This is a genomic window from Citrobacter sp. EC_71, assembly GCF_019584005.1.
Lineage (GTDB): Bacteria > Pseudomonadota > Gammaproteobacteria > Enterobacterales > Enterobacteriaceae > Citrobacter > Citrobacter werkmanii.
In genome coordinates this window covers 24,100-45,316 of sequence record NZ_VDAY01000005.1, presented here as the reverse complement: position 1 = coordinate 45,316, position 21,217 = coordinate 24,100, and the positions used below count along the sequence as shown (strand labels likewise).

Sequence of the window (21,217 nt, the reverse complement as noted above, 5' to 3'; positions counted from 1 at the left end):
GGCATCAAAACTATTTCTGGTTCATGCTGCCGGAGAGAATGCAGAACACCCCCATCAGATCGGCGTGACGGATAGTAATCTCTGTCTTTTCATTCACTCTGGGTTTGGCATGATACGCAATGCCCAACCCTGCGGTTTTGATCATCGGCAGATCGTTCGCGCCGTCGCCGATCGCCACCGTCTGCGCCATCGGGATCTCATACTCTTGCGCCAGACGGGTCAGCGTATTGGCTTTGTACTGCGCATCGACGATATCGCCGATCACATTGCCGGTAAATTTCCCGTCCATGATCTCCAGCTCGTTTGCTACAGCCGCCGTCAGACGTAACTTATTACGCAGATAATCCGCAAAGAAGGTAAACCCGCCGGAGGCGATGGCCACTTTCCAGCCCAGCGTTTCCAGCTTCAACACCAGTTGAGTCAGGCCTGGCATCAGCGGTAAATTTTCGCGTACCTGATGCAGAATATTGGCATCCGCACCTTTCAGAGTTGCCACACGGCTGCGCAGGCTGGCGGTAAAGTCCAGCTCACCGCGCATCGCACGTTCGGTAACTTCTGCAACCATCTCACCGGTGCCGGCCAGCTTCGCGATTTCATCAATGCACTCGATCTGGATCGCCGTTGAATCCATATCCATCACCAGCAAACCCGGCGTACGCAGATGTGGAATCTTGCCGAGTGGCGCAACATCCAGTTTGGCATCATGCGCCAGTTTTGCCGCACGCGGCGTTAACGAACCTGCCAGGCGAATCACCTGATAATCCTCAACGCACCAGGCGGCCACGATCACCATCGCCGCGCCCAGTTTGCTCTGGTATTGCGTGAGACGTTGTTTATCCAGCCCGCGACCATACAGCAGCCAGCCACTACGGCCCGCGTGGTAATCCAGCGGCATGACTTCATCGCCACTTAAAGAGAGGGGCAGACCTGGCCACAGAGAGACATCTTCAGGTAGATCGCACCAGGTAATGTTAGGCATTAAAGCTCCTGTAAAATCGTTCGGGTCGGAATCATCCAGGGGAAAATAACGCATGAGGCTACCCTGTAACCAGCGCTTCTGGCAACATTAAGTCTCAAATTTTCAGCAGGTGGAATATGGCTCGCACAAAACTGAAATTCCGACTACATCGTGCAGTGATTGTATTGTCCTGCCTGGCGCTACTCGTCGCCCTGATGCAGGGCGCATCCTGGTTTAGTCAAAGCCACCAGCAACAACGTAATCCGCAACTGGAAGAGCTGGCCCGTACGTTGGCACGTCAGGTCGCATTAAACGTCGCACCGCTGATGCATACCGAAACACCGGATGAAAAACGCATTAAAGCAGTGCTCACGCAGTTGACGGAAAGTAGCCGTATTCTGGATGCGGGCGTGTACGATGAACAGGGTGACCTGATTACCCGTACCGGTGAGAGCGTTAACGTTCGTGACCGACTGGCGCTGGACGGTAAAAAAGCCGGGGGATATTTCAACCAGCAGATTGTCGAACCCATTCAAGGCAAAAATGGTCCACTGGGCTATCTGCGCCTGACGCTGGATACCCACACGCTCGCCACCGAGGCCAAACAGGTGGATAACACCACCAACATTCTACGCCTTATGCTGCTCCTGTCACTGGCGATTGGCGTGGTGCTGACCCGGACCTTACTGCAAGGTAAACGCACCCGCTGGCAACAATCGCCGTTCCTGCTTACCGCCAACAAACCGGTGCAGGAAGAAGATAAAGATGATTAAGAAAAGGAAATCGCTATGACTACCCTGCGTCTGCTTATCTCAGACTCTTACGATCCGTGGTTTAACCTGGCGGTTGAAGAGTGCATATTTCGCCAGATGCCCGCCACGCAGCGCGTTCTGTTCTTATGGCGTAACGCCGATACGGTGGTGATTGGCCGGGCGCAAAACCCATGGAAAGAGTGCAATACCCGCCGTATGGAAGAGGATCACGTGCGGCTCGCTCGTCGCAGCAGCGGCGGCGGCGCGGTGTTTCATGATTTAGGCAATACCTGCTTTACCTTTATGGCCGGCAAACCGGAATACGACAAAACTATCTCTACCGCTATCGTACTCAACGCATTGAATTCATTGGGCGTTATGGCCGATGCTTCGGGACGCAACGATCTGGTGGTGAAAACGCCGGACGGCGATCGCAAAGTCTCTGGTTCAGCCTATCGCGAAACCAAAGATCGCGGCTTCCATCACGGTACGCTGCTGCTGAATGCTGACCTCAGCCGCCTGGCGAACTATCTGAATCCGGATAAAAAGAAACTCGCGGCGAAAGGGATTACCTCCGTTCGCTCCCGCGTGGCCAACCTTACCGAGCTATTACCGGGCATTACCCATGAACAGGTCTGCCAGGCGGTCACGGACGCCTTTTTCGCCCATTACGGCGAACGCGTCGAAGCGGAGGTGATATCCCCGGATAAAACGCCGGATCTGCCGAATTTTGCCGAAACCTTTGCGCGCCAGAGCAGTTGGGAGTGGAATTTCGGCCAGGCACCGGCGTTCAGCCATCTGCTGGACGAACGTTTCACCTGGGGCGGCGTCGAGCTACATTTCGACGTCGAAAAAGGTCATATCACCCGTGCACAGGTCTTTACCGACAGCCTCAATCCCGCGCCACTGGAAGCGCTGGCGGGGCGACTGCAAGGGTGTTTGTACCGCGCGGATATGCTACAACAGGAGTGCGAGGCGCTGATAGCGACGTTTCCGGAACAGGAGAGTGAGTTGCGGGAACTGGCGAATTGGGTCGCACGGGCCGTGCATTAAAGAATTGCCAGATGGCAGCTACGCCTTATCCGGCCTACAAATGAGTGCTTTCTGTAGGCCGGATAAGCAACGCGCCATCCGGCATTACCGCCACTCACCAGCGTCAAGATCCCTCACCTCCCCCGCCCAATCAACCGGGTAAACGCCATTGCGAACATCACGATGAAAGGTCGAAAACGGCCAGTCCTGCACCCGCCTTACCCAACCGTGCTTCACGGGGTTGAAGTAGAGGTAATCGGCATGTCGGCGAAAATCCTTTTCGTCGCGAATCGCGTGCTCCCAGAATCGTGGCTGCCACACGTCATGGCGCATTATCGATTTGGTAAATAACTTTTTAAGCTCCCGCCAGCGAGATGAAAAGTCACAATCGTTCTCAGGAAGCGTCCAGATGCAATGCAGATGCTCAGGCAACACGACAAAAGCATCAATTTGAAAAGGCTTCGTATTTTTCACTCGGCGAATAGCAGAGCGTAATTCCGCAATCTGGCGGACAAGTAAATCACTTTTCCGGTTTTTCAGATTAACCGTGAAAAACCAGGTGCCACCGTTAATGTAATAACGACGATAGTTCGACATTTTGTTCATTCCTTAAACAAAATCCAAACGTAACGGGTTAATAGCAAAAGGCAATGCGGAGAGGGTAATTCGGGAATGAGGCTCGCAGTATAAACAGCAGATTGCCGGATGGCGGCTACGCCTTATCCAGCCTACAAGTCGATCCGGTAACAACCGCAGGCCGTTGTAGGCCCGGTAAGCGCAGCGCCACCGGGCATCACACAGTCTTACTCTTTATCGCCCAGCAGAACGGATTCCAGCGCGATTTTGATCATGTCGTTGAATGTCGTCTGACGCTCAGCGGCAGTGGTCTGCTCGTGGGTACGGATATGGTCGGACACGGTGCAGATAGTCAGCGCTTTCGCACCAAATTCAGCAGCAACGCCATAGATGCCCGCCGCTTCCATTTCCACGCCCAGTACGCCGTATTTTTCCATCACGTCGAACATTTCGCCGTCCGGAGAGTAGAACAGGTCAGCGGAGAACAGGTTGCCTACGCGCGCGTCAACGCCCAGCGCTTTTGCCGCATCAACTGCGTTACGTACCATGTCAAAGTCAGCGATAGCCGCAAAGTCATGATCTTTAAAGCGGATACGGTTCACTTTAGAGTCGGTGCAGGCCCCCATACCGATCACCACGTCGCGCAGTTTGACGTCCATGCGCACAGCGCCGCAGGAGCCGACGCGAATGATTTTCTTCACGCCGAAATCGGTGATCAGCTCTTTGGTGTAGATGGAGCAGGACGGGATACCCATACCGTGGCCCATCACGGAGATCTTACGGCCTTTGTAAGTCCCGGTGAAACCTAACATGCCGCGAACGTTGTTCACTTCGCGGACATCTTCGAGGAAAGTCTCAGCAATGTGCTTCGCGCGCAGCGGGTCGCCCGGCATCAATACGACGTCAGCGAAATCACCCATTTCTGCATTAATATGTGGAGTTGCCATCTTCAGTTCCCTTTAAATTTGTTGTTATTGCCTGATGGCGGCTACGCCTTATCAGGCCTACAAAACGGTTCCTCGTAGGCCGGATAAGCGTAGCGCCATCCGGCAACGGGTATTACAGCATGTTTTTACCGTAGTCCATCGGCGATGTGCCAAAGTAGCTCGCCAGCGTCTGGCCGATATCCGCGAAGGTTTCACGGTGACCTAAAGAGCCCGGTTTGACTTTCGGGCCGTAGATCAGCACCGGAATGTGCTCACGGGTATGGTCGGTACCGGTCCAGCTCGGGTCGCAGCCGTGGTCGGCGGTGAGGATCAGAATATCATCTTCACCCACCAGCTCCATCAGCTCCGGCAGACGGCGGTCAAACAGTTCCAGACCTGCGGCATAGCCCGCGATGTCGCGGCGGTGGCCCCAGGAAGAGTCGAAATCCACAAAGTTAGTGAAGACAATGGTCTCGTCACCCGCTTCTTTCATCTCTTTGATGGTGGCGTCGAACAGCGCATCCAGACCGGTCGCTTTCACTTTTTTAGTGATACCGCAGTTGGCGTAAATGTCCGCGATCTTACCGACAGAGACAACATGACCTTTTTTCTCGTCAACCAGTTTCTGCAGCACGGTCGGCGCTGGCGGCTCAACGGCCAGGTCGTGACGGTTACCGGTACGCTGGAAGTTACCGGCTTTATCACCGATAAACGGACGCGCGATAACACGACCGATGTTGTAACCACCTTCGGTCAGCTCTTCACGGGCGATTTCGCACAGCTCGTAGAGTTTATCCAGGCCAAAGGTCTCTTCATGACAGGCAATCTGGAACACGGAGTCAGCGGAGGTATAGAAAATCGGCTTCCCGGTTTTCATATGTTCTTCGCCCAGTTGATCCAGAATCACAGTACCGGAAGAGTGGCAGTTACCGAGGTAACCCGGCAGGTTGGCACGCTTAACCAGTTTATCCAGTAGCTCCTGCGGGAAGCTGTTTTCGTGGTCGCTGAAGTAGCCCCAGTCAAACAGAACCGGAACACCGGCGATTTCCCAGTGGCCAGACGGCGTGTCTTTCCCGGAAGAGAGTTCATGCGCCCAGGCGTAGGCGCCAATGACTTCCGCGTTACCGTCCTGACCTGCAGCAATTTTACCGGTAGAACCTTCGTGAGCTTTCACCAGGCCCAGACGGGTCAGGTTAGGCAGATTCAGTGGGCCTTTGCGACCATTATCAGCTTCGCCTTTCGCACAGGCTTCTGCAATGTGTCCCATAGTGTCTGAGCCTACGTCGCCAAAGCGATCCGCATCTTCAGTCGCACCAATACCAAAGGAGTCCAGCACCATAATAAATGCACGTTTCATCTTGTTCTCCATACATCTGCGCCGCAAAAAAGCGATCAGATCAGTATACAGTTATTCGGTTATACGACGATAGACTGTCGGTGTAATTTCTGGCGCTTTATCGTCAAGGCTGATTGCCGCTTTGACCGCTTTCGCCGCTTCCTGCCAGCTGGCTTCATCTTGCGCGTGGATCACTGCCAGCGGACGCTGTCCGTCTACGCTGTCGCCCAAACGGGCCATGTCACTAAAGCCGACGCTGTAATCAATGGTATCCGATGCCTGACGGCGTCCGCCGCCCATAGAAACGACTGCCATACCCAGCGCACGGGTATCCATCGCGCTGACGAAACCTTCGGTATCAGCATAGACGGCTTTACTGAGCATCGCCGTCGGCAGATACTTCGCATAGTTTTCGACGAAGTCGGTCGGGCCTTTTTGCGCCGCAACCATACGGCCAAAAATTTCCGCCGCTTTACCGTTGTCCAGCACCGCCTGCAATTTCGCGCGGGCTTCGGCGTCATCTTTCGCCAGATTGCCGGAGATCAGCATTTCCACACACAGCGCCATGGTGACGTCTAACAGACGTGGATTACGGTATTCACCGGTCAGGAACTGGACGGCCTCGCGGACTTCTACCGCGTTACCTGCGCTGGAAGCCAGCACCTGGTTCATATCGGTTAACAGTGCTGTCGTTCGTACACCCGCTCCGTTCGCCACGCCGACAATCGCTTCGGCAAGGGCTTCAGAAAGTTCATAGGTCGGCATAAACGCGCCGCTGCCTACTTTCACATCCATCACCAGCGCATCCAGCCCTTCCGCCAGCTTTTTCGCCAGGATAGAGCCGGTAATCAGCGGGATGGAATCCACCGTCGCGGTAATATCGCGGGTGGCATAAAAACGTTTATCCGCCGGTGCGAGCGAGCTGGTTTGCCCAATAATCGCCACACCCACGTCTTTAATAATTTCACGGAAACGTGCGTCGTCCGGGAAGATGTCAAACCCAGGAATCGCTTCCAGTTTATCGAGCGTACCGCCGGTATGACCCAGGCCGCGCCCTGAAATCATCGGAATATAGCCGCCGCAGGCAGCCACCATCGGACCTAACATCAGGGACGTTACGTCACCCACGCCGCCGGTAGAGTGTTTATCCACAATCGGGCCGTTCAGTTGCAGGCTTTTCCAGTCCAGCACGGTTCCTGAATCACGCATTGCCATGGTTAGCGACACACGCTCGGGCATTGTCATATCGTGGAAGAAAATGGTCATCGCCAGGGCGGCGATTTGCCCTTCAGAGATGGTGTTGTCACGAATCCCATTGATAAAGAAACGAATTTCTTCATCGCTCAGCGCATGACCATCACGTTTTTTACGAATAATTTCTTGTGCGAGAAACACGTTAACCTCCCGATTATGGGCCGGGTAAGCAGTGCGCTCCCCGGCAAGTCGTATTGATGCCAGATGGCGGCTAGCGCCTTATCCGGCCTACGATGGGCAATTTAAACTTAGTAGCTGCTGGCGCTCTTACCGTCGCCGTGACCCAGCGCTTTTAGCAGGCTCGCCAACAGGCTGGATGCGCCAAAGCGGTAATGGCGAGAATCCGCCCAGTCGGCGCCAAACAGTTCGTCAGCAATCGCCAGGAACTGCTGCGCATCTTCTGCAGTACGCACGCCGCCAGCGGGTTTGAAACCAACGGTTTTAGAAACGCCCATATCACGGATCACTTCCATCATGATGCGAGCGCTTTCAGGGGTCGCATTGACCGGGACTTTACCGGTAGACGTTTTGATGAAATCAGCACCCGCTTTGATAGAAATTTCAGACGCTTTGCGAATCAGGGCTTCTTCTTTCAGCTCACCAGTTTCGATGATCACTTTCAGCAGCACGTTTGCCGCAGCACAGGCGTCTTTACAGGCTTTCACCAAGTCAAAACCAACCTGCTCGTTACCCGCGATCAGCGCACGATACGGGAACACCACGTCAACTTCGTCAGCACCGTAGGCAATCGCCGCGCGGGTTTCAGCCAGCGCGATCTCGATGTCGTCATTGCCGTGCGGGAAGTTGGTGACGGTGGCAATACGGATATCCGGCGTGCCCTGCTCTTTCAGAGTCTTACGCGCAACAGGAATGAAACGTGGATAGATGCAAATTGCTGCCGTGTTGCCAACCGGGGTCTTCGCCTGATGACACAGCGCGATCACTTTTTCATTGGTGTCGTCGTCATTCAGGGTGGTCAGGTCCATCAGTTTCAGGGCACGCAGGCTGCTTGCTGTTAAATCGGTCATAACATTCTCCAACGGCTTCGCCGTATAAAATTTCACCTTGCGAGTTTGTTAGTATTCTAACATCCGCTCGCCATTACACTTCGATATACATCACAGTTAATGAAAACCACATACAGATTTGCATTACTCTAATGAGATCTACTTCAAATAATTCACCTTTCCAGACACGATGGGGTGGCATCAGGCGCATCCGGATCAAAGGTTGGGGCGCTGTTGCTTTCTACAATGGCGCGATACCTTCGGCACATAAAGGAACCAACGATGCCCACTTCAAGCGAATTCGCGCTGCAACAGCGGTGCCAACAAATCGTGACCAGCCCGACGCTCAGTCCTGAGCAGAAACGCCACTTTCTGGCGCTGGAGGCTGAAAACGCGCTGCCTTATCCGCAACTGCCCGCTGAAGCCCGCCAGGCGCTGGATGACGGGGTGATCTGCGATATGTACGAGGGTCATGCCCCGTTCAAACCGCGCTATGTCTTACCCGACTATGCGCGTTTTCTGGCCAACGGTTCCTCATGGCTGGAGCTTGAAGGAGCCAGCGACCTTGATGATGCGTTGTCCTTGCTCACCATCCTGTACCACCACGTTCCATCAGTGACCTCAATGCCGGTCTACCTCGGTCAGCTCGACGCCCTGTTGCAACCGTATGTTAGAATTCTAACACAATATGAGATCGATATTCGAATAAAACGTTTCTGGCGTTATCTCGACAGGACCCTGCCAGACGCGTTTATGCATGCCAATATCGGCCCCGCCGATACGCCAGTTACCCGCGCAATTTTACGCGCAGATGCAGAGCTAAAGCAGGTTTCACCGAATCTGACATTTATTTATGATCCGCAAATCACCCCTGACGATCTGCTGCTCAACGTGGCGCAAAATATCTGCGAGTGCAGTAAGCCACATATATCCAACGGCCCCGAAAATGATAAAATTTTCACAAAAGGTCAGTATGGCGTCGTGAGTTGTTACAACTCTTTACCGCTCTCCGGAGGCGGTAGCACGCTGGTCAGGCTTAATCTGAAAGCCATCGCAGAGCGCAGCACCTCTATCGATGACTTCTTTACGCGCACCCTGCCGCACTACTGCCAGCAGCAAATCGCTATCATTAATTCACGATGTGAATTCCTCTACGAGAAATCACATTTCTTTGAGAATAGCTTCCTCGTGCAGGAAGGGTTGATTGATCCCGAACGTTTTGTGCCGATGTTCGGGATGTATGGTCTGGCGGAAGCGGTAAACCTGCTATGTGAAAAGGCAGGACAAAGCGCCCGCTATGGGAAAGATGCGTTCGCCAATCAGCTCGGATACCGCATTAGCGCCCAACTGGCGGAGTTTGTCGAACGCACACCGGTGAAGTATGGCTGGAAGCAGCGCGCGATGCTGCATGCGCAGTCGGGGATCAGTTCTGACATCGGCACCACGCCCGGCGCGCGTCTGCCTTATGGTGATGAACCTGACCCGATCACCCATCTGCAAACCGTCGCGCCGCATCACGCATATTATCACGCCGGGATCAGCGATATCCTGACGCTGGATGAAACCATCAAGCGTAATCCACAGGCGATGGTGCAACTGTGCCTCGGCGCGTTTAAAGCCGGAATGCGTGAATTCACCGCCAACGTGAGCGGCAACGATCTGGTCCGCGTCACGGGCTATATGGTACGCCAGTCGGATCTGGAAAAATATCGTGCCGAAGGATCTCGCACTAATACCACCTGGCTTGGTGAAGAGGCCGCACGCAATACGCGTATTCTGGAACGACAACCTCGTGTGATAAGCCATGAACAGCAGATGCGCTTCAGTAAGTAAACTGATCCCTTTCTCCTGCGTCGACGGACCGGGCAGCCGCCTGGCTCTGTTCCTGCAAGGGTGTAATCTGCGCTGTAAAAACTGCCACAATCCATGGACGATGGGGCGATGCAACGACTGCGGAGAATGTGTGTTGCATTGCCCGCATGAGGCGCTAAGCCTGAGTGCAGGGAAAGTATGGTGGCAGTCCGATGTGTGTCAGCAGTGCGACACCTGCCTGCACCTGTGCCCGCAGCAGGCGACGCCGATGGCGCAAACCATGAGCGTTGATCAGGTGCTGCAGCATATTCGCAAGGCAGCCCTGTTTATTGAGGGAATTACGGTCAGCGGTGGCGAAGCAACTACCCAGTTACCGTTTATTGTGGCGCTGTTTACCGCGCTCAAAAGCGATCCTCTGCTGCAACATCTGACCTGCATGGTCGACAGTAACGGCATGCTGAGCGAAACCGGCTGGCAAAAACTATTGCCGGTGTGCGACGGCGTAATGCTCGATTTAAAAGCGTGGGATAGCACGTACCATCGCCAGCTTACCGGGAGAGATAATACGCTGATTAAACAAAGCATTACCTTTCTTTCAAGGCAGGGAAAGCTTGCTGAGCTACGCCTGTTAGTGATCCCCGACCATGTGGATTATTTGCAACATATTGATGCGCTGGCAGCGTTCATTAAGCAGTCAGGCGACGTACCGGTGCGGCTGAATGCCTTTCATGCGCATGGGGTGTATGGCGAAGCAAAAGACTGGCCGAGCGCAACGCCAGAGGATGTGGAGCAGTTGGCGATAGGATTGCGCGAGCGTGGAGTAGATAACCTGATTTTCCCGGCGCTGTATCTGTGATTGCCGGATGCAGCTACATCATTTGCAGGCCGGAGAAAACACAGCTGCCATCCGACGAAGTTATGCCTGATGCGCTTCGCTTATCAGGCCTACGGAGCGCATACTTTTGTAGGCCGGATAAGGCGCAGCCGCCATCCGGCAAAAATATGCCTGATGCGCTTTGCTTATCAGGCCTACGAAGCGGACACTTTTGTCGGCTGGGTACGCAATCCAATCACATATTAAACAACGCCGTGGTATTACGATACAGCACGTCAGCGATCACGTCGGCAGGTTCCGGGCGCAGTTCGCATAAGACGTCAAAGACTCTGACTACCTGCTCCGGGCGGTTAGGCTGCCCCTGAAAACCATTGAGCGGCATGTCCGGCGCATCGGTTTCCAGCAGGAGTGATTCCAGCGGCAGTTGCGCCATCACCTCACGGGTTTTACTGGCGCGTGGATAGGTAATAGTGCCGCCAACGCCAATTTTGTACCCCAGTTGCACAAAGCGTTGCGCCTGCTGCAAACTCCCGGAAAAACCATGCACCACGCCGGTTCGTGGCAGAGCATGACGTTTCAGAAGCATCGCCAATTTGTCATGAGTCCGTCGCGAATGCAGGATCACCGGCAGTTCGTAACGCTTCGCCAGTTTAAGCTGCGCTTCCAGCACCCGTTCTTGTTTATCAAATTGCGGATCGTCCCGGTAAAGATCCAGTCCAATCTCGCCTACGGCTACCAGCTTTTGCGGGCGCGTATCCAGCGCCTGCTGCAGTTGGTCCAGACTGTCATCGCCATGTTGTTCAATAACAATGGGATGCAGACCCAAAGCAGCAAACAACGGCGGATACTTTTCCGCTAACGCCAGTACGCGGGAAAAGTTTGCCGCCTGCGTCGCCGGAACAATGATGCAATTCACACCGACCGCCGCAGCACGTTGAATGCTGGCGGGCTCATCGTCAGTAAACGGCGGGAAATCAAAGTGACAATGTGTATCAATGAAGCGAAAACTCACGCCAGATCCTCGTTATCAAACGTTGTATCGTTAGCCTGAGGCGCATTGGTCACCACCGGCGCGTGGGCATCGTTGGCCACCGGTGCGGGAGGAACCACCACCGGTCCCGGCACGACAATCTTCGGCGTCTGACGAGGCAATGGCGCGTTTTTCGCCAACAACTTGCCGACGGTGGCCAGGAAGTAACGACCACACAAACGCCCGGTCTTATAGTCTTCTCGCAGCGCCGGAATACGGCTGCCCAGCGCCATGCTATGGAGCGGTTTTGGCGGATAGATCTCAAAGATTCGCAGCTTACCCGGCGGCTTTTCAATAAAGCTCTGGATCGCGCGATAGCTGGTTTCATGGTGCTGGACCAAATTCAGCAACGGTTGCAGACTGCTTTCGCCCAGCCAGCGCTCCATACGTTTAAACCACTGCGGGGTGTAGTACATTTGCGAAGGCACAGTGCGGATCACCACCAGCGTTTTTGCGCCGTGCTTCGCCGCCTCCTGCACGGGTATGGCATCGCTTACTCCCCCGTCCAGATAGTTCACACCGTCCAGCGCAACACCTGTGCGGTAGAATCCCGGAATAGCGCTGGAGGCGCGAATGAGATCGAGCCAGTTTTGTCGGTTCGGCGAAAAATAACCTGGTGTATAATCATCACCCCGACAGGCGCACATATAAAACGCTTTCCCTGCGGCAAACAAACGCTCGGCGTTATCCATCGCCAGCGGCATCTGGGATGCGGTCGAATCCACCAGCCAGTCGAGATCGATTAAGTTTCCCCCGCGCACAAAGCGTACCGGGTCAAAAAACTCACGACGGGTGGTGTAACGCATAATGACTTTACGGCCATAACCAGGCTGGTTACACAGATAGGCTGAAAGGTTTTGCGCACCGGCGGACGTCCCGTAGTAAAGGTCAAAGGGATTAAACTGCGCACGCATGAATTCATCCAGTACGCCAGCGGTGAAAATGCCTCTTTGTCCCCCGCCCTCACACACCAGCGCCATACTGCCTGGTTGGAACGGACGTAACGATAATGGCGCAATATTACCGAGCGTGACGGGTATTCTCTGCCCCACCTCTGCCTTCCTGTTGTTTTTGTAATAGAACAACAAAGTAACGCAAATTGCCTGACGCTAAAACCGTAAAAGCCAGTCCACTGGACTGGCTTGGTAGCAAGTTATCTTTACGGTTTACTTACTAGGGTCGTTTACGCCCTGTAAACAGGCTGACCAGAAACAGAATGATCCCCACCACGAAAACAATTTTCGCTGCGCCTGCAGCGGTACCAGCCAGTCCACCAAAACCCAGTGCGGCGGCAATTAACGCGATAACCAGAAATATGATGCCCCATCGAAACATGCGCTTCTCCTTTACCATAGTTAATGTCACCGCTTGTTATGAGCGCTCAGGCTGCTCATCGGCGATATTTTTAGTGTGGTGCACAACACGCCTCCCGACAAACGTCAGGAGGACGAATTAAGTCGAATTACTGAGTTTTAAGGTCGTTTTTGACGCTTTTCACGCCATCAACCGCTTTGGCGATGCTCTCAGCACGATCGCTTTGTGCTTTTGAGTCAACGGTGCCGGAAAGTTGAACCACTCCATCAGTCGTCTCTACTTTCACTTTACGGGAAGGGACAATGTCATCAGCCAGCAGTTTTGCTTTCACTTCGCTGGTGGTTGCCGTGTCGCCCGCATAGCCTTTTACTGAGGTGCTTTTGCTATCGCGTACGTGCAGTTTGTCGCTCACTGAGGTTACGCCCTCAACGCCTTTGGCCACTTTCACGGCTTCTTCAGCCTGTGTCTGGCTTTCAACAAACCCGCTTAACGTCACCACTTTCTGGTCTGTTTTCACGGAAATATCGGTGCTCTTGATGCTTTCGTGATCCACCAGCGCAGCTTTTACTTTTGCTGTGATAGTGCTGTCATCCATGAAATTACCGACTTTGTTCATAGAGCTATCGACTTTCTGCCCCGCACTTTCGACACCAGATTGCGCTTTATCCGTCGTGGCGTTTTCTGCAAAAGCAGAACCCGTTGCAACAGCGGAGGTCAGCATCACGGCCAGCAGCGTTTTAGAAATCTTAAGTCCTGTCATTGTCATCGATGTATTCCTGTATGTTTTGCTAAAAGCGATGGTCTGCCGTAAACGGCGTTAACCAGCAACTAATCTTGTAAGTGGAATAAATATCAGCAATAGAAGCTGCAACAGGCAGCCTAAAAAGCATTTAACGCCGATATTTATGTCATCACATTGTTAAATATAGTTCAGGATTTCGTGATCGCAGTCCGGATTGACTAAAAAACAGGCAAACAACAGAAAAACGAGAGGTTTTAAGAACATTCCGCAAGGGTTTTAAAAGACAGGGAAAGTTACCGGGCACGGCGGATACCGTGCCCTGGAAGGCGATTAGTGTTCGCGCGTTTTGCGGAACTGAACGTCAGGGTAACGTTCCTGGGTGAGATTCAGGTTAACCATGGTCGGTGCGATATAGGTGAGGTTATCGCCACCATCCAGCGCCAGCTGAATTTCGTTTTTACGCTTAAATTCTTCGAATTTTTTCACGTCAGAACATTCTACCCAGCGCGCGGTCGCCACGTTGACCGATTCATAAATCGCTTCAACGTTGTACTCGCTCTTCAGACGCGAAACTACCACGTCGAACTGCAGCACACCAACAGCGCCCACGATCAGATCGTTATTCGCAATTGGACGGAAGACCTGCACCGCGCCCTCTTCCGACAGCTGAACCAGCCCTTTCAACAGCTGTTTCTGCTTCAACGGATCTTTCAGGCGAATACGACGGAACAGCTCCGGCGCGAAGTTCGGAATACCAGTGAACTTCATCATTTCACCCTGGGTGAAGGTATCGCCGATCTGAATAGTGCCATGGTTGTGCAGACCGAGAATATCGCCCGGATACGCTTCTTCCACATGAGAACGGTCACCGGCCATAAAGGTCAGCGCATCAGAGATCACCACGTCTTTACCAATGCGCACCTGGCGCATTTTCATGCCTTTCTCGTACTTGCCGGAAACCACGCGCATGAACGCCACGCGGTCACGGTGTTTCGGATCCATGTTGGCCTGGATTTTAAACACGAAGCCGGTGAACTTCTCTTCTGAGGCTTCCACGGTGCGGGTATCAGTTTTACGCGGCATCGGCGCAGGCGCCCACTCCACTAAGCCGTCCAGCATATGGTCAACGCCGAAGTTACCCAGCGCGGTACCGAAGAAGACCGGGGTGATTTCGCCCGCGAGGAACAGATCATGGTCGAACTCGTTAGACGCGCCCTGCACCAACTCAAGCTCGTCGCGCAACTGCTGCGCCAGATCTTCACCCACGGCGGCGTCGAGATCCGGGTTATTCAGCCCTTTAACAATGCGCACTTCCTGGATGGTGTGGCCTTTACCCGTCTGGTACAGGTAAGTTTCGTCTTTATAAAGGTGATAAACGCCCTTGAACAGCTTCCCGCAGCCAATCGGCCAGGTGATCGGCGCACAGCCGATTTTCAGCTCGTTCTCGACTTCATCCAGCAGCTCCATCGGGTCACGGATGTCACGGTCGAGTTTGTTCATAAAAGTCAGGATCGGCGTATCGCGCAGACGGGTAACTTCCATCAGCTTGCGGGTACGATCCTCAACGCCTTTCGCGGCGTCGATAACCATCAGACAGCAGTCTACCGCCGTCAGAGTACGGTAAGTATCTTCGGAGAAGTCTTCGTGCCCCGGGGTGTCCAGCAGGTTCACCAGGCAGTCGTGATACGGAAACTGCATCACAGAAGTGGTAATGGAGATACCACGCTGCTTTTCCATCTCCATCCAGTCAGATTTTGCATGCTGGCTGGAGCCACGGCCTTTTACCGTACCGGCGGTCTGAATCGCCTGTCCGAATAACAGGACCTTTTCAGTAATGGTCGTTTTACCGGCATCCGGGTGAGAAATAATGGCAAAAGTGCGGCGTTTGGCCACCTCTTGCAAATAAGGAGACAACGTCATAATTCAATCTTCTTAGTAAACGCGGCAATGCGCCGCGCATGTTGAATACGAAAAAATTGCGGCTATTTTACCCATCAACGGGGGGGAGGCAATCAGTGTTTACACAGGAGCTGCTCCAGTTCGCTTAATGACGCCACCGTCCAGGTCGGCTGAATGCCCGCTGGCAGCTCGCGATGGTGCGTATTTAGCCAGCAGGTGGATAGCCCGGCGTTAATGCCGCCCAGAATATCGGACTCTGCGGTATCGCCCACCATCAGCACGCGGGAACGATCAGGATTGCCCGCCTGCTCCAGCGCGTGGTCAAAAATACGGGGATCGGGTTTTGCCACTCCAACCTGCTCAGAAATCACCAGCAGATCGAAATAGTCGCGCAGCCCCGTCCGCTCAAGGCGGATTTGCTGCAACGCCGTAAAGCCGTTAGTAATGATACCGATTTTCGTTTTATCACGAATCGCATTGAGCAGAGAAACCGCCCCAGGCAACGGCGAGCAGATCTCCGCCATCGCATTGATAAATGCGTCATTAAGCTGGCCTGGTTCGACCTTCAGGCGTTCAGCCCAGCTCTGGAAACGGGCATGCTGCAGTTGTAATGACGTAATCGCGCCGTTTTGATAATCCACCCACAGCGGTTTATTCACGGCCTGGTAGTCCTGAAAATCTTCAGCGGTAAAGGTAATGCTATAGTCGAGAAACATCCGCTGTAAGCCGGTAAACGAGTCAAACGTAAACAGCGTTTCGTCGGCATCAAAGAAAATCCAGTCCCACTTCTTCATCATTACACCTTGTCTTACATGCTGATTGGCAATGCCATGATAATGGCGTCTTCATGACCATCGGCCGTCGGATAATAATTGCGCCGGATCGTCGCCTCGTTAAAGCCCAGGCTTTCATACAGCGCGATAGCGGCAGCATTTGAGGCGCGCACTTCCAGCCACAGCGTCAAAATGCCACGCTTTTCCAGCTCATCGATCAGGTGCTCCAGCAGCTCGCGCCCCATGCCCTGGCGCTGAAAGTCAGGATCGACAGCGATATTGAACAGCGTAGCTTCATCCAGCACCACCTGCGTAATCGCAAAGGCGGCCATCACGTCGTCAACCCTCAACTGAAAATTGAGGTAGCGATCGCCCTGGTTGCTGGCAAATGTTTTTTCACTCCACGGAAAAGCGTGGGCGCGTTTTTCAATCTGAAATGCTGCAGGTAAATCAGTCGGTTCGAGGGAAGAAATCGTGTTCATATGCGCAGATTTGTTGCCATAACGCGGCGCGGGCCGCTGGGTTTTCCCGTAATTCATTAAACGCAGGACTCTCGACCTGAGCGCCTTCCAGCAGCAGCGGCTCTTCGGTTCCCAGCCGCCAACTATTACAGCGACTGCCCTGCGGCAGCATGGCGACACGGTCAGGCGTCAATTGTAAAACCTGATCCGGGCTGACGGTTATTGCGCGTAAAATATCGCTCATTAACGGTTCGGTTAGCGCGGGTAGCTGTGCAGCAACCATCACTAAACGGATATGCGCAGGAATGGAGATCGCGATTTCGCCCTGCAGTGCGCCAGGACGACGCAGCGACCACTGCGTAATGCCCAGTTGCTGTAACTGCCAGTCTCGTCGGGATGTCATAGCGAAACACTCCTGTCTATCAGGGGCGCAAATATAGCAAATTTGTCGAATCCATGCCATCAAACAACTATAATCCCCGGCTGTACAATTTAAGGAGCACTCCATGTCTGCTTTTACCCCGGCAAGTGAAGTCTTGCTGCGCCACAGTGATGATTTCGAACAAAGCCGTATTCTGTTTGCCGGTGATTTGCAGGATGACCTACCTGCCCACTTCGAAAGCGCCGCCAGCCGTGCGCACACTCAACAACTTCATCACTGGCAGGTGCTGAACCGCCAGATGGGTGACAACGTCCGTTTCAGCCTCGTCGCTAAGGCCGATGACGTTGCCGATAGCGATACGCTAATCTACTACTGGCCGAAGAATAAGCCGGAAGCGCAGTTCCAACTGATGAACATTTTGTCGCTGTTACCGGTGGGCAGCGATGTTTTTGTTGTCGGTGAGAACCGCAGTGGCGTACGTAGCGCAGAGCAGATGCTGGCCGAATACGCACCGCTGAACAAAGTCGACAGCGCCCGTCGCTGTGGCCTGTACCACGGCCGTCTGGAAAAACAGCCGGTCTTTGAGGCAGAAAAATACTGGGATGAATATCAGGTTGATAATCTGACCATCAAAACGCTGCCGGGCGTATTCAGCCGTGACGGCCTGGATGTTGGCAGCCAATTGCTACTCTCCACACTGACGCCGCATACCAAAGGTAAAATTCTGGATGTCGGTTGTGGCGCAGGCGTACTCTCCGTCGCTTTAGCCAGCCATTCACCCAAAGTCCGCTTAACCCTGTGTGATGTAAGTGCGGCCGCTGTTGAAGCCAGCCGCGCCACGCTTGCCGCCAACGGTATTGAAGGTGATGTGATCGCCAGTAACGTTTTTTCTGACGTGACGGGCCGCTTCGATATGATCATCTCCAACCCACCGTTCCATGATGGGATGCAGACCAGCCTCGATGCCGCGCAAACGCTGATTCGCGGCGCGGTGCGTCATCTCAACAGCGGCGGTGAACTGCGTATCGTGGCGAACGCCTTCCTGCCCTATCCGAAAGTGCTGGATGAGGTATTCGGATTCCATGAAGTTATCGCACAGACCGGACGCTTCAAGGTCTATCGCACCATCATGACGCGTCAGGCGAAAAAAGCGTAATTGTCTCGCAGCGAACGGCCATTCACATGGCCGTTTTTGCATCAATCGGCCCAGCCTGTACAATTAACTATTGACGAAAAGTTGAAAACAACTAGAATGCGCCTCCGTGGTAACGATACTTTTTGAGTGTCGATGGTATGCGAAGGTGGCGGAATTGGTAGACGCGCTAGCTTCAGGTGTTAGTGTCCTTTCGGACGTGGGGGTTCAAGTCCCCCCCCTCGCACCATAATCCACGTTGATATTGCTCGCACTGGGCGAAGGTGGCGGAATTGGTAGACGCGCTAGCTTCAGGTGTTAGTGTCCTTTCGGACGTGGGGGTTCAAGTCCCCCCCCTCGCACCAACGAGGCGATATCAAAAAAATAAGATGACTGTGCGAAGGTGGCGGAATTGGTAGACGCGCTAGCTTCAGGTGTTAGTGTCCTTAGGATGTGGGGGTTCGAGTCCCCCCCCTCGCACCAATTATCTTATTTCCCTCTCGCTTTCTTCCCTGTTTCGCCTATCCCTGATTCCAGTTCATCATTACCAGCACAATGCCGCCGATCAACGCCGCGCATGAAGGTAACAGAACAAAATGCCGTAAGCGCTTGTGATATAGCATGAGCGAAGTCAGTAGTAATCCTAATACAATCATTACCTTCCATACATAGACTGACAGATCGGTAAATGCCATCCCGGCAATGAGCATCCCCGGCAACAGAACTCCCCATCCACTGCCCAGCGTACGTTGCAACATGGTTCCACCTACGACATTGATAATGATAACCAATATCATATGATATATTTTCTCATTTGTCAGCTGGGAGGCACTATCAATTATATGAGTTTTACTTAACGATTGATGACATGAATAACCTAAGGTGATAAATTGCTCGCCGATTAACGCTTCAACTAAAAATAAAGACCTCAGCGAATGATGCCCCGTTCGTTATTTGTTTTATTTACCAACACATCTTCGTATATTACAGATAACTAACAATATTTACCTATGACAGTACAATCCTGGCGAACTCTGCGCACTAAAAAATATCAACTCTCGTTGCGTTTGTTTCTGCTTCTCAACGCAGTCTCCGCGCTGTTTACGCTTTTTTTCCCACTTTTTGCCGTCAAAGCCGTATCAGTACCGGCTCTGCTGATACTGATCACCAGCACGCTGCTGCTTATATGGCATGGGAAATATACGGATAAAAAAATTAATCTCCCTTTTATTTCAATAATTTTTGGCTTGTTATGGGCGTTCCATATTTTTCAGAAATATTCCACGCTCGGTCATAATGACTATTATTTTCTGTTAATCGCACTGCTCAGTGTACTGTTTATTGGATCTATTGCTTTTGCCAATAATATCATCGCGTTTACGCTTCACTCATTGCCTTCCGTCGCCGTCTGTTTATGGCTTAGCGGCAACGAGCACGGTTTACGAATTTTCTATTTTATGGCGTTACCGATGGCCGGGATCGCCATCCAGCATGTGATTCAAAAGCGCTACGATGGTTTCGCCCAGCAGTTGATGTACAAACTGCTGGAGGAACGAGAAACGCTCAGCGGACTCAGCATGCTTGATCCGCTTACTGGTTTATATAACCGCCGGGGGTTGCAACACAGACTCGATACACTGTTGGCGCTGAGCAACTCGAAGCACTACGTGTTGTTATTGGATATCGACCACTTCAAAGCCTATAACGATCATTACGGGCATATGATGGGTGACCAGGCGCTGATCCGCGTCTCAGCGGCCATTCGTGATTCCGTACGCTCCCGGGATGTGGTGGCGCGATTCGGCGGCGAAGAATTCATGGTTTTGCTGACCGCGATCGATCCGCAGCAGGCACAGGCTGCCGCCGAGCGTATTCGTCAGAAAGTGTACGACCTTAAAATACCCCACATGTTTAACGAAAGCGTGGCAACCAACGTGACCGTCAGTATTGGCATTGCGCCTCTGGTAGAACAGGATATTGAGGCCGCTATCGCCAGAGCGGATAAAGCCCTATACGAGGCGAAAAACCTTGGGCGTAACAACACGCTGGTCAGCGATGAGCTGTGGGTAAACCGCCCTTCACTCTGAGCTATCTGTGCGGTGGCACCCAGCATCGTGACAAAGATCTTGCCATCGTTCATTGTCAACTATAGGATTAGCAATCATTATCATTTAGATTAACATCCTTATATTGCCATGGCTTATCGTTCCGCACCGATAGTTGAAGATGTCATCTGGCGTAGCCACCTCCCAGCAAAGATGCCCTCGCTGGCTGCTGCTGTACGCGAAACGATAGCCAAGACCCGTGAGCACCTACTGGACTTCATTCGTCTTGACGAAACCCCCGTTCCAGGTGCGATGACACTACATGAATGGACGCAACCGGCGACGCTCAGTTCGCTGTTGGCCGTTTATTCAGACCATATCTATCGCAACCAACCTACGCTGACACGCGAAAATAAACCGCTGATTTCTCTCTGGGCCCAGTGGTATATCGGCCTGATGATGCCTCCGCTCATGGTAGCTCTGCTGACGCAAAAAGAGGCTATCGATGTCTCTCCTGAACACATGCACGTAGAATTCCACGAAACGGGCCGTGCAGCCTGCTTCTGGATCGATGTGCATCAGGATCACCAGACCACGGCCCTGTCTCCTCAACAACGTATGGAAACGCTGATTCTCACGGCGCTGACGCCGGTTGTGCAGGCGCTGGAAGCGACAGGCGAGATCAACGCAAAGCTTATCTGGAGTAATACGGGATACTTAATTCACTGGTACTTAACGGAAATGAAGCCGTTGTTAGGTGAAGAACTGTTGAACACGCTGCGCCAGACCTGCTTTTTTGAGAAACAACTCTCCTGCGGCCAGGATAACCCCCTGTGGCGTACCGTTGTTCCACGCGAGGGACTGTTAGTTCGCAGAACCTGCTGCCAGCGCTATCGCCTGCCTGACGTTCAGCAATGCGGTGACTGTACGCTGAAATAAGCGAGGAACCGT

22 protein-coding genes and 3 tRNA genes are annotated in these 21,217 nt (G+C 53.1%); 10 read left to right on the top strand and 15 right to left on the bottom strand.

Annotated elements, in window-relative coordinates; all coding sequences use genetic code 11:
- Positions 1–10: 10 nt before the first annotated feature.
- Complete coding sequence (serB, locus tag FHD02_RS06740) at positions 11–979, bottom strand: phosphoserine phosphatase (RefSeq protein WP_001728170.1); 969 nt, start codon at positions 977–979, stop codon at positions 11–13.
- Positions 980–1,095: 116 nt separating this feature from the next.
- Between serB and FHD02_RS06735 the strand changes: the two genes are divergently transcribed.
- A complete protein-coding gene (locus FHD02_RS06735; RefSeq protein WP_038637011.1) occupies positions 1,096–1,731 on the top strand; it encodes a YtjB family periplasmic protein in 636 nt (211 codons plus the stop codon).
- 15 nt (positions 1,732–1,746) lie between these two features.
- A complete protein-coding gene (gene lplA, locus FHD02_RS06730; protein ID WP_220393729.1) occupies positions 1,747–2,763 on the top strand; it encodes a lipoate--protein ligase LplA in 1,017 nt (338 codons plus the stop codon).
- 84 nt (positions 2,764–2,847) lie between these two features.
- Here lplA and FHD02_RS06725 read toward each other — a convergent pair whose 3' ends face one another.
- From FHD02_RS06725 to deoC, 5 genes are all read right to left on the bottom strand, one after another.
- Complete coding sequence (locus tag FHD02_RS06725) at positions 2,848–3,339, bottom strand: transposase (protein ID WP_000073956.1); 492 nt, start codon at positions 3,337–3,339, stop codon at positions 2,848–2,850.
- 206 nt (positions 3,340–3,545) lie between these two features.
- Positions 3,546–4,265, bottom strand: coding sequence for a purine-nucleoside phosphorylase (gene deoD / locus FHD02_RS06720; protein ID WP_000224864.1), 720 nt, complete (start codon positions 4,263–4,265; stop codon positions 3,546–3,548).
- A 112-nt stretch (positions 4,266–4,377) separates the two neighbouring features.
- Positions 4,378–5,601, bottom strand: a complete 1,224-nt coding sequence (gene deoB / locus FHD02_RS06715) for a phosphopentomutase (RefSeq protein ID WP_137371163.1) — start codon at positions 5,599–5,601, stop codon at positions 4,378–4,380.
- 51 nt (positions 5,602–5,652) lie between these two features.
- Complete coding sequence (gene deoA / locus FHD02_RS06710) at positions 5,653–6,975, bottom strand: thymidine phosphorylase (RefSeq protein WP_137371164.1); 1,323 nt, start codon at positions 6,973–6,975, stop codon at positions 5,653–5,655.
- Between the two features lie 107 nt (positions 6,976–7,082).
- On the bottom strand, positions 7,083–7,862 hold the full coding sequence (gene deoC, locus FHD02_RS06705) for a deoxyribose-phosphate aldolase (RefSeq protein WP_042312514.1): 780 nt from the start codon (positions 7,860–7,862) through the stop codon (positions 7,083–7,085).
- A gap of 261 nt (positions 7,863–8,123) precedes the next feature.
- On the opposite strand from deoC, the gene FHD02_RS06700 reads away from it, so the two are divergent.
- Both FHD02_RS06700 and FHD02_RS06695 read left to right on the top strand, forming a co-directional pair.
- Positions 8,124–9,674, top strand: coding sequence for a YjjI family glycine radical enzyme (locus FHD02_RS06700; RefSeq protein ID WP_220393728.1), 1,551 nt, complete (start codon positions 8,124–8,126; stop codon positions 9,672–9,674).
- Positions 9,646–10,509, top strand: coding sequence for a YjjW family glycine radical enzyme activase (locus FHD02_RS06695; RefSeq protein ID WP_137361770.1), 864 nt, complete (start codon positions 9,646–9,648; stop codon positions 10,507–10,509). Before FHD02_RS06700 ends, FHD02_RS06695 begins: the two co-directional genes overlap by 29 nt.
- A gap of 214 nt (positions 10,510–10,723) precedes the next feature.
- Here FHD02_RS06695 and FHD02_RS06690 read toward each other — a convergent pair whose 3' ends face one another.
- The 8 genes from FHD02_RS06690 to holD all read right to left on the bottom strand — a co-directional run bounded on the left by FHD02_RS06690 (position 10,724) and on the right by holD (position 17,110).
- Positions 10,724–11,500, bottom strand: a complete 777-nt coding sequence (locus tag FHD02_RS06690; RefSeq protein WP_220393727.1) for a metal-dependent hydrolase — start codon at positions 11,498–11,500, stop codon at positions 10,724–10,726.
- Positions 11,497–12,570 carry a patatin family protein gene (locus FHD02_RS06685; RefSeq protein WP_137361768.1) on the bottom strand — a complete coding sequence of 358 codons (1,074 nt, stop codon included), beginning with the start codon at positions 12,568–12,570 and terminating at the stop codon, positions 11,497–11,499. The genes FHD02_RS06690 and FHD02_RS06685 overlap by 4 nt, the downstream gene beginning before the upstream one ends.
- 121 nt (positions 12,571–12,691) lie before the next feature.
- Entirely contained in the window at positions 12,692–12,853 is a 162-nt protein-coding gene (locus FHD02_RS06680) for a DUF1328 domain-containing protein (protein ID WP_003019081.1), read from the bottom strand.
- Positions 12,854–12,980: 127 nt separating this feature from the next.
- Complete coding sequence (osmY, locus tag FHD02_RS06675; protein WP_137350431.1) at positions 12,981–13,598, bottom strand: molecular chaperone OsmY; 618 nt, start codon at positions 13,596–13,598, stop codon at positions 12,981–12,983.
- A gap of 306 nt (positions 13,599–13,904) precedes the next feature.
- Positions 13,905–15,494 (bottom strand): peptide chain release factor 3, encoded by a 1,590-nt coding sequence (gene prfC, locus FHD02_RS06670; RefSeq protein ID WP_137361767.1) that lies wholly within the window; start codon positions 15,492–15,494, stop codon positions 13,905–13,907.
- 92 nt (positions 15,495–15,586) lie between these two features.
- Complete coding sequence (gene yjjG, locus FHD02_RS06665) at positions 15,587–16,267, bottom strand: pyrimidine 5'-nucleotidase (protein ID WP_042312525.1); 681 nt, start codon at positions 16,265–16,267, stop codon at positions 15,587–15,589.
- Positions 16,268–16,281: 14 nt separating this feature from the next.
- The gene (gene rimI, locus FHD02_RS06660; RefSeq protein ID WP_220393726.1) at positions 16,282–16,728 is read right to left on the bottom strand and encodes a ribosomal protein S18-alanine N-acetyltransferase; all 447 of its coding nucleotides are present in this window, start codon (positions 16,726–16,728) and stop codon (positions 16,282–16,284) included.
- The gene (gene holD / locus FHD02_RS06655; RefSeq protein WP_038636992.1) at positions 16,697–17,110 is read right to left on the bottom strand and encodes a DNA polymerase III subunit psi; all 414 of its coding nucleotides are present in this window, start codon (positions 17,108–17,110) and stop codon (positions 16,697–16,699) included. Before holD ends, rimI begins: the two co-directional genes overlap by 32 nt.
- A 103-nt stretch (positions 17,111–17,213) precedes the next feature.
- On the opposite strand from holD, the gene rsmC reads away from it, so the two are divergent.
- The 4 genes from rsmC (at position 17,214) to FHD02_RS06635 (ending at position 18,704) form a co-directional block, all read left to right on the top strand.
- Positions 17,214–18,245 carry a 16S rRNA (guanine(1207)-N(2))-methyltransferase RsmC gene (gene rsmC / locus FHD02_RS06650; protein WP_220393725.1) on the top strand — a complete coding sequence of 344 codons (1,032 nt, stop codon included), beginning with the start codon at positions 17,214–17,216 and terminating at the stop codon, positions 18,243–18,245.
- 139 nt (positions 18,246–18,384) lie between these two features.
- A tRNA-Leu gene (locus tag FHD02_RS06645) sits at positions 18,385–18,471 on the top strand.
- Between the two features lie 28 nt (positions 18,472–18,499).
- Positions 18,500–18,586 (top strand) — tRNA-Leu (locus FHD02_RS06640).
- A gap of 32 nt (positions 18,587–18,618) precedes the next feature.
- Positions 18,619–18,704, top strand: a tRNA-Leu gene (locus FHD02_RS06635).
- Between the two features lie 38 nt (positions 18,705–18,742).
- Here the strand turns inward: FHD02_RS06635 and FHD02_RS06630 are convergent.
- A complete protein-coding gene (locus FHD02_RS06630) occupies positions 18,743–18,979 on the bottom strand; it encodes a DUF1435 domain-containing protein (RefSeq protein WP_072277010.1) in 237 nt (78 codons plus the stop codon).
- Positions 18,980–19,231: 252 nt separating this feature from the next.
- On the opposite strand from FHD02_RS06630, the gene FHD02_RS06625 reads away from it, so the two are divergent.
- Together FHD02_RS06625 and fhuF are read left to right on the top strand one after the other, a co-directional pair.
- Positions 19,232–20,308, top strand: a complete 1,077-nt coding sequence (locus FHD02_RS06625) for a GGDEF domain-containing protein (protein WP_137371414.1) — start codon at positions 19,232–19,234, stop codon at positions 20,306–20,308.
- A gap of 108 nt (positions 20,309–20,416) precedes the next feature.
- Positions 20,417–21,205 (top strand): siderophore-iron reductase FhuF, encoded by a 789-nt coding sequence (fhuF, locus tag FHD02_RS06620; protein ID WP_137371415.1) that lies wholly within the window; start codon positions 20,417–20,419, stop codon positions 21,203–21,205.
- The last annotated feature ends 12 nt before the right edge of the window (positions 21,206–21,217 follow it).